The sequence below is a fragment of the Paenibacillus etheri genome, assembly GCF_001012825.1.
Classification (GTDB): Bacteria; Bacillota; Bacilli; order Paenibacillales; family Paenibacillaceae; genus Paenibacillus_AQ; species Paenibacillus_AQ etheri.
This window is the reverse complement of the sequence record NZ_LCZJ02000023.1, coordinates 78,037-90,228: the sequence shown is the minus strand read 5'-3', so window position 1 is coordinate 90,228 and position 12,192 is coordinate 78,037. Positions and strand designations below refer to the sequence as shown.

The window sequence follows — 12,192 nt, the reverse complement described above, 5'->3', positions numbered from 1 at the left end:
TCTGTGGAATGGAGGTAACTTCATGATTGAAATTGATTGTCTGGGAGAAATCTGCCCAGTACCTGTAATGATGTTAAAAAAACATCAAAAAGCTATTCAAAAGGGTGAAAAAGTGATGTTAGTTACTGATCATAGCTGTGCAAAAGTTTCCATCACTGATTATTGCCGTGGTTCAAATATGAAATGTTCCATTCAAGAAGTGATCAATGGAGTATGGGAGATTACGATTGAAGCTTAAGCTCAACATAAAGTATCAATCAATGTCTTTTCAATATAGCGAATTAATTGTTTCGTATCGTTGTCACAGCGCTGATTTTGTTTTTTTACCATGTAGACATCGTTATTCACTTGGAACTGATCAATAGGAATAATCTTGAGTTGTTTACTATACAACTCTTTTTTTATAGACATATAAGGGAGAAAGGCGAGACCATGCCCTCTTATTGCTGCAAGCTTTACCGCCTCAAGGGAGTCCAAATTAAAAAGTATATTTAATTTAAGATCCCCCACCGATAAGTCATTTAAAGCCCTTTGCACACAATGAAGCTGTGAGGACCAGATTAAAGGATATTTAGGGAGATCATTCAACGTAATTTTATCAGGACAAACGGTCGTACAGCTTGCTACCAACATAACTTGATCTGAAAACACCATATGAGAGCTTAATTCGGATTTCGGAGAGGGTCCGGAAATAAAGCCGACATCACCTTCTTCAAGAAGTAATCGTTCTTCTACGAAGGACGATGCCCCTTCATTTAAAGTGATATGGCAATTGGGAAAATGTTTTTTTACCTCATATAAGGTACAGGGTAAAGCATAATTACAGACCTCCGGAATCGCATAAATAGACAGCTCTTGTTGAGTTGGCTGTAAATGATTGATTTCTGTGATCATATCATCATACAATTTGCAGATTTGCCCCGCATATTTTTCCGCAATAATCCCTGCTTCGGTTAGGCTAGCCCCTTTATTACTTCGCACAAAAAGCTCAGACCCCAAGGTATTCTCCCAAGATTTCAACTGCTGACTAAGTGCGGATTGAGTGATATGAGATTTCTGAGCTGCTTTAGATATACTTTTTAACGATGCTATATCTAAAAAAAATTTAAGCGTTTCCATATTCATGTTTATTCCTCCTGTTGCCCGCTGTTAGTGCAAACTATAGCATACTTGATTACGCTCCATCTGTGCCATTAGTAACACTTATACAGCATAAAGAAAGCAGATAACCACAGTACAAATAAGTATGTTACTATTTTCACATAGTCAATTACATAAAAACGATGGAGGTGTTAGACTATGGGGCAAACCGTAAGTCCCGAAACGAGATCAACCCGAACCAGAGCTCCTAGAAAACCTAAAAAGAGTCAGTTGCCCATCGCATTGCTGGTCACAGTTCTCATTATTGGATTTGGTTTTTTCTTAGACCAAGCTCACAATAAGATGGTTATCTACCTGCTTTTCGGTATTTCGTTTGGCGTTATTTTGCAAAGATCACGTTTCTGCTTTACTGCATCACTTAGAGATCCATGTATTACAGGCAGCACATCGGTAACGAGAGCTGTACTGATTGCATTTTCTCTCGCTACGATCGGATTTACAGCCATTAAATACCCAGCGTTCCTGGAAGGCAAACCGATTCCTGGGATGGACAATGTGGGTCAAATCAGTTTGGCTTTGATCATTGGCGCTGTGTTATTCGGAATTGGCATGGTTATTGCAGGTGGTTGCGCTTCGGGCACATTAATGCGTGTAGGTGAAGGGTTCACGATGCAGATGCTGTCACTTGTATTTTTTGTCATTGGTTCACTTTGGGGATCACATGATATGGGTTGGTGGAGAGCTAATGTTATAAAGGATGCACCAACAGTATTTTTACCAGATGTATTTGGTTGGCTTGGGGCACTGGTTGTTCAGTTCCTGATTATTCTTCTGTTGTACATCGCTGCAGTTAAATGGCAAGAGAAAAAGATGGGAAGCGCAGATTAGTTTGAGTTATTACGTGAATTATTTCACTACAATACATCCAAATAAAAAATAAAGGTGGTTTTCAAGATGGCTGAATTTACACTTGATTGCATGGGAGAAGCTTGTCCGGTTCCGTTAATGAGAACAGAAAAGAAGATGACTGAACTAAATGTTGGAGACGTTCTAGTCGTTGCTATAGATCATAGCTGCGCAATGAAGAACGTTCCAGAATGGGCGAGAAAACAGGGACATAATGTGGAAATCGAAGAGGTTGATGATGGTGAGTGGGAAGTTGTTATTGAGAAAGTGAAATAGGATCGCTGATAGGAAAGGACGGTGAATGAAACGGTGAACGAATTCTGGTTGAAGATATCGTCTAACCGCTTTTACAAGCAATTGCTCAAAGAACCGTTTACTTATGTAACTGGAGCTGTACTTCTCGCTGTGTTCGCTACAGCACATCTGGCTGTTTTCTCAAAAGGATGGGGAGTAACCAGCGCCTTCGCGGACTGGGGAGCTTGGGCGTATCGATTGGTAGGAGGAAATGTAGATAACTGGGCTTACTTTAGTACGGAGAAAGCTCAAAAAACATTATCTTCCGGATTTTTGAATGATGGTGGATCGATTCGAAATGTAGGGATTATCTTAGGTGCACTAGCGGCGACTTTGTTTGCTTCTGAATTTAAGCTGAAGAAAATTAAGTCCAAAAAGCAGGTAGCAGCAGCGGTACTTGGCGGGTTGCTCATGGGGTACGGAGCTAGACTGGCTAATGGATGTAATATTGGTGCATTGTTTACGGCTATAGCCTCTTTATCGCTTTCAGGATGGATTTTTGGATTGTTCCTGCTGGTTGGTGCATTTATAGGCAGTAAATTATTAGCCAAATTCTTTATGTAAAAGTGAAATAGGCTGAGCTTATAGTGCTGACGAGAGTCAGCCTATTTTAAATTATAAGAAAGTATAAGTTTCACGATATACTTTATCCTTATAATTCTCGCACAAACGCTTACCGTCCTTAAAGGACGCCGAAGGCGTTTTAGCTTGTTGAAATCATAGTCGACATAGGAGGGACATTTAGAATGGAAAAGAAGACAGAACAGTATGATGTCGTCATTATCGGTGGCGGAGCAGCTGGATTAACAGCGGGAATCTATTGTGGACGAGCAAAATTAAAGACTCTTCTCTTGGAAAAATCACTGGTAGGTGGTCTTGCCACCTATACTAATGAAATCGAAAATTATCCTGGTTTTCCTGAAGGAACGACCGGTACAGACCTTATGGGATTATTTCATAAACAAGCTAAGAAATTTGGTGTGGATTTTAAAATGACAGATGTAAAATCTGTTTCGGTAGCTGAAGATTTTAAGGTAGTGGAGACCTTTCGGGTTCGTTATGAGTGCAAGGTCATTATAATAGCCAGTGGGGGGAAACCAAGAATTACCGGTGCTGCTAATGAAGAAATGTTCTTATATGATAAGGGGATTTCTTTCTGTGCAACCTGTGACGCTGCAGCGAATACGGGAAAGACGGTTATGGTCGTTGGCAGTGGTGATGCAGCTATTGAAGAAGGGATGTTTCTGACCAAGTTCGCAGATAAAGTGATCGTTTCTGTTATGCATGATTTTGGTAAAATGGACTGTAATGAAATTGCTAAAACTCAGGCGCTCGAAAATCCTAAAATGGAATTCATGTGGAACACGGTGGTAAGTTCTTTCGAAGGCGAAGAACGTTTAAATTCCGTAGTCCTGAAAAATTTAAAATCTAATGAATTGCAAAACGTAAAGGTCGATTCATGTTTCTTATTTATTGGATATACGCCGAACACAGAAATCTTATCAGGTGTAGTAGATTTGAATCGAAATGGATATGTACTTATTAATGAGAAAATGGAAACGAATATACCTGGTGTCTTTGCAGCAGGAGATGTGTGCGATAAGTTTCTTAAGCAAGTTGCTACCGCTGTTGGTGATGGTGCCATTGCAGGGTATGGTGCTGAGAAGTATATCTCTGAATGTGAAGTCTATGAGCATCAAATTCTGAATCAAGGCAAAGCATCCGTTGTTTATTTATGGAATGCCACAGATCCTTCCTGCCGGGAGTTATTGCCTCTAATTGAGGGATTTGAGCAATCCCATTCGGATGTCAGGGTCACAAAAGTAGATGTATATAAGTCACCCGGACTTGCTGCCAAGCTAGGAATAGATTCAGTACCTTCTATTGTCTATCTAGATGATGGGAAGGTTCAAAGAGTAATTACTGAGAAAATAAGTGATGACATATTAAATGCTCTTACGAAATGATGAAAAATCCACATGCAGATAGTCTGCATGTGGATTTTTCTATTAATCTTTTATAAAATCGGACGAGCCATATCAAGACAGTGTCAAAGTATCAATAATAGTTGTTTTGTCATATACCTTTGAAAGCGCTTAGATATTAAGATTAATTCATAAGGTTGCAAATCAACGGAGGGAGAGTAGGAGATACTGGGCTGCATAAAAGAGAGAAGGCCATGAAAGAAGCTGTATTTATAAGAATCTAGGTTTAGGAGGACTTACATATGGCGAACGCAAGCGTCGCACCAGACAAGACATCAAGACCGAATCTCGGCAAGCATCGGACCAGCGGGATAAGACGCTTTTTTAAGCAAATAGATCTCCAGCTTATGGTATTGCCAGCACTAGTTTTAGTTTTTATTTTTGCCTATATCCCCATGTACGGTATTCTTATCGCTTTTCAAGATTACAAGTTAGGTAATAGCTTTATTAGCAGTGATTGGGTTGGATTGAAGCACTTTATTTACTTCTTTAATGCTCCTGAATTTGAAGTGGTGATGAAAAATACAATCATAATCAGCTTACTGAAGTTCTGTTTTGGATTTCCTGCACCGATTATTTTGGCGTTAATGCTGAATGAAGTTCGTAAGATGTTCTTTAAACGGGTTATTCAGACAGTTACATACTTGCCTCACTTCTTGTCTTGGGTAGTTATCGGCTCAATGGTTACATCGATGCTATCCGTAGATAACGGCAGTATAAATATGCTGCTTGAGAAATTGAGATTTATTGATGAACCGATTAACTTCCTTTCCATGACTGAATATTTCTGGGGCATTTTAGTTACAACCAATGTATGGAAGGAAATTGGATTTGCATCGATCGTCTACTTAGCTGCCATTGCTGGTATTGACCCGCACTTATACGAAGCTGCTTCAATGGATGGTGCGAGTCGCTTTAAACAGATATATTTGATTACGTTGCCTTCCATTATGCCAGTTGTAATTATCTTTATGATTCTGGCAATTGGTAATCTGGTGAATGCAGGATTTGAAGATATTTTGATTCTTGCTTCCAATCCGGCTCTACGAGAAGTGTCAGATTCAGTTGATGTATATGTTGTACGTGTCGGTATAGATAACTTCAGGTACTCCTATGCGACTGCTATCGGATTGTTCAAGGCCGTTATCAGTGTGACATTACTTACCTTTGCAAATTTCATTGCCAGAAAAGCAGGAAACAGCTTGTGGTAATGAATTACACAATATAGGAGGACTGAATTATGAAACGTACTAACATAGGAGACCGATTATTTATTGGATTCATATATGTATTCTTGACCTTACTGGCATTCTCCGCGTTTTATCCATTTTGGAATTCACTTGTGATTTCTTTTAATGAGGGGATGGATACTTCCAAAGGCGGAATTACTTTCTGGGTCCGTGAGTTCACGCTTGAGAATTATAAGATTGTATTTGAAGATTCTCGTTTAATGGGTGGATTCGTCATTGCTACATTACGAACGGTAATTGGCACAGTAACTGCGATATTGGCCACTTCGATATTTGCTTATGGAATGTCGAAGCGTGAACTGATGGGTCGCAAATACTACATGATTATGTGTATCATTACAATGTATTTCGGTGGGGGACTCATTCCGTCATACATGCTTATCAGAAGTTTAGGCCTCTTCAACTCATTTTGGGTGTTTATTATTCCTGCACTTGTTAGCGTATGGAATATGATCATATTCCGGACCTTCTTCCAAGGTCTTCCGCAAGGTTTAGAGGAGTCAGCAAAGATTGATGGCTGTGGATACTGGGGAACTTTTCTCCGCATCGTACTTCCGCTGTCTGGACCTGTTATCGCAACATTATCTTTGTTCACAGCAGTCAATCACTGGAATGAGTGGTTCGTAGCGAGTATTTATATTACGAAAGAGGAGTTAATGCCGATTCAGACCATCTTGAGACAGATATTGTTCTCTAATATTGCTTCAGAACAGCTGTCTAATGTAGATGCAAGTTCCATTGCTCATATAAACTCAGCCAAGAAAATAACGTCGAAGTCATTAACGATGGCTACGATCATGGTTGCAACCATTCCGATTGTATGTGTGTACCCATTCCTACAAAGGTTCTTCGTTAAAGGGGTCTTAGTGGGATCATTGAAAGAGTAGGATGTTAGAATGAGATGGGGTTTAGAGCGTATTGCTTTGAACATAGATTACAAATTGAAAGGGGAAAATACATTGAAGACTAAGAGAAAGATGCTTCTCGGAACGTTGTCTACCTTGCTATTGTCGACTGTGGTGGCGGGTTGTAGTGGCAACAATTCAAGCGCTCCAGCTGCAACTGCTGAACCAGCAAACGAAGGAGGGACAGCGGTTAACACAGCAACTGAAGCTCCAGCGGCTGATTTGTATGAGTTAGGGAAAGAACCGCTTGAAGTATCATTCTACGGAAACTACGGCTGGTATCAAATGCCGAAATGGGGCAAAGATGCTGCTTCTAAATGGATTTTAGATAATTTGAAAATCAATGTCACTGGAATTAGCTCTGGAGGTAATAATGCTCAGAAGCTGCAAACGATGATCGTTGGTAATGAGCTACCGGATATTGTATGGACCGAGAAAGGTGCTGACGTAGAACGTCTTCGTCAAGCAGATATGCTAGTTCCTTTGGATGAATACATTGATAAATATCCAAACTTTAAAAAGTCCTTAACAGCTGGACATTTGGAATTGCTTCGTTCCCCTGATGGAAAAATCTATCAGCTGCCGAATTATTATACAACACAACCAAACGGAAATGCCGGGTATGCGATTAATAAGAAGATTTACAAAGAACTCGGTTCTCCTAAGTTAGAGACTACTGATGATTTGTATGCTTACTTAAATGCAGTTAAAGCAAAGTTCCCTGATGTTATTCCGTTCGAGACTGGCTTAGCGAAAGATGGTAATGGTATTGATCAGTTGTTCTCCTCTTTTAAAGAGAATAACCTTTCGTATACTAGAATATACGCTGTACCTGATGGCGACAAAATGGCTTCGATTTACAAAGATGAAGGGTTCCGTGAGTCTGTTGTCTTTGGTGCTAAATTAATGCGTGAGAAGCTAATGACGCAAGATGCGAATACCCAAACGGAAGACCAGATTAGAGAGAAAGCGATGAATGGCAAGTTCGCTGTCATTGCGACATTCGATCCGATGAAGTTACTCGCTACTGCTGATGAAGAGATGAAGAAGAAAAATCCGGAAGATGGATATATGTTTATTAAACCAATTTACAAACCGGGCTTGGATCAAAGTAAGATCACACCGGGAACGTACAATCAGTTAGGTTGGAACGTTGCTACAATCACTAAAAACGCTAAAAACCCAGAAGCTGTATTCGCTATGCTTGACTGGATGACAGGTGCAGAAGGTTCTATGGTACTTAACTGGGGCCCTCCAGGACCAGACGCATACTGGGATGGTTTTGAAGCAGATGGACTTACTCCTAAATTTAATAAAGATAAATATCTAAATGAACCAGAAGCATTGTCTGAAATTAGTGGCAAGGCTGGTGACTTGGTATGGGTAGGTAACACGGTTTTCTTGGATAATACGAAGAAAATGATGTTGCAAACTCTTCCAGCTGACAAGATTGACTTTAGTAACCGTTGGCAGATGGAAGTAACATGGGCTTCACAAGGCGACTTTACAGAGTTCCTAAATTGGGATCCGGCTCCAGACAGTGAAGAAGGAATTATCAGACAAAGTGTTAGAGATATCTGGTTAACTGCAAGAGCGAAATCGATGTATGCGAAGACTGATGCAGAAGCATTAGCTATTCTTGACAAAGCACATGATGATTCCATGAAGGTTGGTTATGAGAAGTTCCTTGATTATGTTACAAAAGTATGGACAGAAAACAAGAAGGCTTTAGGAAAATAATAATTTGTAATTCGAAGGTTTGCTACTTACTAGCAAGCCTTCGTTTTACGTTCTATTTTTAGGACTCATTTTTTAAAAGCTGTTTGACAAATGAATGGTATACTGGGAAATAGTAATGGTAGAATTTACAGGGATAGATTTAATGCGTTTCAAAGGGGGACTTGTTGATGTACAACGTATTATTAGTAGACGATGAGATGCTTGATCTAGAAGGTATGAGACAATTTATTCCTTGGAATGAGCTTGGTATGGAAGTTGTGGAGACAGCAAATAACGCGTTTACCGCGTGCGATATTTTAGATCAGCATGTTATTGATATTATTGTTAGTGATGTAAATATGCCGAATATGTCGGGTCTAGAGCTGGCTCGAATTGCCATAGAGAAAAAAAAAGATATACGCGTGATATTTGTAAGCGGTTACCAGGATTTTAGTTATGTTAAGCAAGCGCTGTCGTTGAAGGCGTATAGCTACGTCCTAAAACCAATGGATGACAATGAACTCATTGCTGCACTTCAGAAAGTAAGGCAGGATTTAGACGATGAACGTAAACGCCGTGACGTCGAAGAAGCCTATCAGCATATGATTCCAATGGCCAAAAATGATTTGTTGATACGTTTATTTGAAGGGGAATGGGATGGAGAGGGGGGGAGCCAGCCCGGAATGTTGTCGCTTGTGAAGTCATACGGTCTGGATAAGCTGAATTGGCCTGTTCGTGTAGCTGTTTTGGAGCTTGATTATTTTAACTGGCTTCAAGGACAGGATAATCTATCGAAACATCAAATGGCCAAGGACTTCCTTTATGAAGTGAATAGAATAGGTCAGAAGCATGGTATGCCCCATTGCTACAAGGTATCGTCCTACCGGATTGCGTTATTGATTAACGAACAGGAAATGGAAAAGTTCACAGAGGATATTTACGCTTCGATTCGCGTGAAGTTTCCGGTCACAATGACCGTGGGTATAGGGAAACCAACATTTTCGATGGAACAGGTCCACATATCCTATCGACAAGCTATGGAAGCCGTGGACGGAAAAATGTTCATAGGCAAAGGTAATCTTATTATGTATGAAACTGTTAGCAGCGAACCAGGGATGATCGACGCTCGTATGTTAGATACCCGCATGGATACGCTGTTTAAAGCGATGAAAGAGTATGAGTTAGTTCTTATTTATGATGAGATCGACAAGCTGTTCCGCTCTGTAAGTAGTTTAAGATCCAAATTCACGATTCATAATCTGGCAATGTATATCATTTGGAAGCTAGATCAGCAGTTGAAGGATGTTAGTGAGGATTTATTTGAAATTTTAGGTATGGAGATACATAGTTTAGATGTTCTACATCAATTCGATTCAATCAGTGATATTCGCTCATGGCTTGTACTCAAAACCTTTGAGATCTCAGAGTATCTACGTAGTAAATCAGATTCTGTGAACCATAAACTCATTAGAGAAATTATCCAAATGATGCAGGACAGAATGAGTGATAACTTTACGCTTAAAGATATTGCGCAGCAGTTCTCTTTCTCTCCTAACTATTTGGGATATTTATTCAAAGAGGAAACTGGAAAAACGTTCAGTGAAGTACTCACTCAGCTTCGAATGGATCAAGCAGGCAAGCTTTTGAAAGATCCGACATGCAAAATCTATGAAATCGCGAGCAAGGTAGGCTATCGTTATCTCCCTTATTTCAGCAGACAGTTCAAAGAGGCTTATGGTATGACACCTATGGAGTATCGTAAGCGCGACAAGTGATGGGGGATGATGTTCTATGAAAAAGCAAAGAAGACATAAGTATGTGCCAATTGGGTATAAGTTAATGCTGACATATATGTTTTTTATTATTATCCCTGTATCTCTGATCGGGTTCGTCTCTCATTCCATGTATAATGATTCATTACGCGAACATATCAATACGAATATTAAAGGAACGTTATTGCAGATTCGTGACAATATTGATTATAAAATGGATGAAGTTACTCGAATATCGACGCAATTATACAGTGATTTTGATTTCTATCGGAATCTTCGGAGTTATGAGGAAGGCTGGGAAAATTACGATCGGATGTCTAAGAAGGTACTGCCGAAGCTTGATGTAGCTATTCAATCTACAGGTGTGAAGATTGGAATGTCGCTATTCTTGAAGAATGAGTCGATCCCTGAGATCTATTCGAACTCACTTGAGGGCTATCTGGATAATAGTAGCTTTTATCATCTATACCACATGAAAAGGATTGAAGGGAAATCGTGGTATTATGATTTTCCAACAGAAAAATACGCTGAAACTATGAAATGGTGGCAGATTGAGAGCGATGTAGAGAATAATCGCATCTCGTTACTCCGTAGATTAATTGATACATACGAACCTCTTAAGCCTAAGGAGATAGGGTTCCTGCGGATTAATGTAAGGATTCCAGATCTATTTGACAGTGTGAATTATACGAAGATAGGAAAAGGAAGTAATCTAGTTATAAAGAATGAGTTTGGAAAAACGATGTATCAATCGGGTGAACTGCCGGAGAACTATAACAATGAAGCCGAGCTAAATAAAGATTACCTGACGATTAAAGAAACGATTGTGGTTGCTACCCAAGAGTGGCAATTAATTGCGCTAGTTCCGATTGCGATCCTTGAAAAGGATGCAGTGAAGGTACGCCTCTTTATTATTTTAATGTGTCTCATATGTTGTGTGGTCTTTAGCTTCGTGGGCATATTTATATCCCGGTTTTTTTCGATCCGTATAAATAAGTTCGTATATGTTCTTAATGCCTATCGGGAAGGTGATCTTCATAAGCGTATTAAATATCGAGGCAAGGATGAATTCTCTCAAATAGCAACCGCTCTGAATGATATGGGTGAGAATATCGATATGTTGATTAAAGAGGTATATTTGACACAGCTCCAGAAGAAGGAAGCAGAGCTTGAAATCCTGCAATCGCAAATCAATCCACACTTCTTGTATAATACTTTGTCATCTATTATTCAATTAGCCAAATTTGGTCAAAATGAGAAGCTGCAGCAGATGGTACTGGAATTAGCGAAGTTTTATCGCCTAACACTGAATGAAGGTCGTACGATGATTCCGGTTCCAACTGAAATTGAGCAGGCAAATGCCTATTTAGAAATTCAGAAAATTAAATACGGTGACCGCTTGGAGGTTATGTTTGATTTTGATACAGAGATTTGGCCTTATGAGACCATAAAACTTATTCTACAACCCTTTATCGAGAACGTGCTGAAGCACGCTTGGTGTGGTGATCACATTCATTTACGCATTGTTGGCCGTAAGGAAGGTGATAATATTTTGTTCCGTATCATTGATGATGGTATAGGTATCAGACAAGAACGTATTGATCAAATCTTCGATTCGAAAGGTCATACGAACACAGGTTATGGCGTCCGTAATGTGGATCAACGTATTAAACTGCAATATGGTCCTGAGTATGGTGTAACTATTTTTAGTCGTGTTGGAATTGGCACTTCGGTTCAGATCCTGATTCCTGCCAAAAAAAGAAAGTAAGTGGTATTGGAGTTATATTGTAGAAATAAATAAATGTAGAAAAGGGGTCTTAAAGCTAGTTATTACTAGCCTTAAGACCCCTTTAAGTATTCAAGTGATAGTTAGAAGCCTTTGTATTGAGGTTCTTCAGACTCTAATTCGGTTACCCGATTTTCAACCTGTGTTACGATTTGTTGTGTTTGCTCAGCTGCATTAGTGAATAAAGTTTTTGCACTTTCGTTTTGTGTTTCAAGTGCAAATTGTTCCAAACTCGCTTGAGCGCCTTTTAAAGAAGATAAACATGTTTTTACTTGTGAGGCTACTGTCATTAGATTTCTCTCCTCTATTTTGAATTTTTAGCATGACATTTCCTATTGTCCTCAACCTTCACTTTAGTTATGCAGGAAAAAAATACAAGCGTTTCACGGCAACCGATTTTCCATAAATAAGTAGTGTGATTTCGGATTGAATGAACCTTTTTTAACAAATAATGAGTGTTAATAAACAAAGGTT

12 protein-coding genes are annotated in these 12,192 nt (G+C 39.4%); 10 read left to right on the top strand and 2 right to left on the bottom strand.

Translation table 11 applies throughout. The features are described 5' to 3' along the window. Nucleotides 1-22: 22 nt before the first annotated feature. Complete coding sequence (locus UQ64_RS13590; protein WP_060624001.1) at nucleotides 23-238, top strand: sulfurtransferase TusA family protein; 216 nt, start codon at nucleotides 23-25, stop codon at nucleotides 236-238. Nucleotides 239-240: 2 nt separating this feature from the next. On the opposite strand, the gene UQ64_RS13585 is transcribed toward UQ64_RS13590, so the two are convergent. Beyond that, the gene (locus UQ64_RS13585) at nucleotides 241-1,125 is read right to left on the bottom strand and encodes a LysR family transcriptional regulator (RefSeq protein ID WP_060624000.1); all 885 of its coding nucleotides are present in this window, start codon (nucleotides 1,123-1,125) and stop codon (nucleotides 241-243) included. Between the two features lie 174 nt (nucleotides 1,126-1,299). Here UQ64_RS13585 and UQ64_RS13580 point away from each other — a divergent pair, with 174 nt between their 5' ends. From UQ64_RS13580 to UQ64_RS13540, 9 genes are all read left to right on the top strand, one after another. Continuing rightward, nucleotides 1,300-1,989, top strand: coding sequence for a YeeE/YedE thiosulfate transporter family protein (locus UQ64_RS13580; protein WP_060623999.1), 690 nt, complete (start codon nucleotides 1,300-1,302; stop codon nucleotides 1,987-1,989). A gap of 66 nt (nucleotides 1,990-2,055) precedes the next feature. Then, nucleotides 2,056-2,283, top strand: coding sequence for a sulfurtransferase TusA family protein (locus UQ64_RS13575; protein WP_036678256.1), 228 nt, complete (start codon nucleotides 2,056-2,058; stop codon nucleotides 2,281-2,283). Between the two features lie 33 nt (nucleotides 2,284-2,316). Further along, a complete protein-coding gene (locus tag UQ64_RS13570; protein ID WP_209445790.1) occupies nucleotides 2,317-2,865 on the top strand; it encodes a YeeE/YedE thiosulfate transporter family protein in 549 nt (182 codons plus the stop codon). A gap of 182 nt (nucleotides 2,866-3,047) precedes the next feature. After that, nucleotides 3,048-4,268: an FAD-dependent oxidoreductase gene (locus UQ64_RS13565; protein WP_060623998.1), complete on the top strand. Its 1,221-nt coding sequence runs from the start codon at nucleotides 3,048-3,050 to the stop codon at nucleotides 4,266-4,268. Nucleotides 4,269-4,528: 260 nt separating this feature from the next. Next, the gene (locus UQ64_RS13560; RefSeq protein ID WP_060623997.1) at nucleotides 4,529-5,497 is read left to right on the top strand and encodes an ABC transporter permease; all 969 of its coding nucleotides are present in this window, start codon (nucleotides 4,529-4,531) and stop codon (nucleotides 5,495-5,497) included. A 29-nt stretch (nucleotides 5,498-5,526) separates the two neighbouring features. Further along, entirely contained in the window at nucleotides 5,527-6,423 is an 897-nt protein-coding gene (locus UQ64_RS13555; RefSeq protein WP_042127373.1) for a carbohydrate ABC transporter permease, read from the top strand. A 72-nt stretch (nucleotides 6,424-6,495) separates the two neighbouring features. Further along, a complete protein-coding gene (locus UQ64_RS13550; protein WP_156417550.1) occupies nucleotides 6,496-8,181 on the top strand; it encodes an extracellular solute-binding protein in 1,686 nt (561 codons plus the stop codon). Between the two features lie 167 nt (nucleotides 8,182-8,348). Next, a complete protein-coding gene (locus UQ64_RS13545) occupies nucleotides 8,349-9,935 on the top strand; it encodes a response regulator (protein ID WP_060623996.1) in 1,587 nt (528 codons plus the stop codon). Between the two features lie 16 nt (nucleotides 9,936-9,951). Next, nucleotides 9,952-11,700 carry a sensor histidine kinase gene (locus tag UQ64_RS13540; protein ID WP_060623995.1) on the top strand — a complete coding sequence of 583 codons (1,749 nt, stop codon included), beginning with the start codon at nucleotides 9,952-9,954 and terminating at the stop codon, nucleotides 11,698-11,700. Nucleotides 11,701-11,801: 101 nt separating this feature from the next. Here the strand turns inward: UQ64_RS13540 and UQ64_RS13535 are convergent, their stop codons facing one another. Then, complete coding sequence (locus UQ64_RS13535) at nucleotides 11,802-12,008, bottom strand: DUF1657 domain-containing protein (protein ID WP_036678243.1); 207 nt, start codon at nucleotides 12,006-12,008, stop codon at nucleotides 11,802-11,804. Nucleotides 12,009-12,192: the final 184 nt, after the last annotated feature.

Bases quoted from the DNA above. Each gene is read 5' to 3' on its own strand.
- UQ64_RS13540 (WP_060623995.1), top strand. From the start codon at position 9,952: ATGAAAAAGCAAAGAAGACATAAGTATGTGCCAATTGGGTATAAGTTA.
- UQ64_RS13580 (WP_060623999.1), top strand. From the start codon at position 1,300: ATGGGGCAAACCGTAAGTCCCGAAACGAGATCAACCCGAACCAGAGCT.
- UQ64_RS13545 (WP_060623996.1), top strand. From the start codon at position 8,349: ATGTACAACGTATTATTAGTAGACGATGAGATGCTTGATCTAGAAGGT.
- UQ64_RS13535 (WP_036678243.1), bottom strand. From the start codon at position 12,008: ATGACAGTAGCCTCACAAGTAAAAACATGTTTATCTTCTTTAAAAGGC.
- UQ64_RS13565 (WP_060623998.1), top strand. From the start codon at position 3,048: ATGGAAAAGAAGACAGAACAGTATGATGTCGTCATTATCGGTGGCGGA.
- UQ64_RS13590 (WP_060624001.1), top strand. From the start codon at position 23: ATGATTGAAATTGATTGTCTGGGAGAAATCTGCCCAGTACCTGTAATG.
- UQ64_RS13585 (WP_060624000.1), bottom strand. From the start codon at position 1,125: ATGAATATGGAAACGCTTAAATTTTTTTTAGATATAGCATCGTTAAAA.
- UQ64_RS13555 (WP_042127373.1), top strand. From the start codon at position 5,527: ATGAAACGTACTAACATAGGAGACCGATTATTTATTGGATTCATATAT.
- UQ64_RS13560 (WP_060623997.1), top strand. From the start codon at position 4,529: ATGGCGAACGCAAGCGTCGCACCAGACAAGACATCAAGACCGAATCTC.
- UQ64_RS13575 (WP_036678256.1), top strand. From the start codon at position 2,056: ATGGCTGAATTTACACTTGATTGCATGGGAGAAGCTTGTCCGGTTCCG.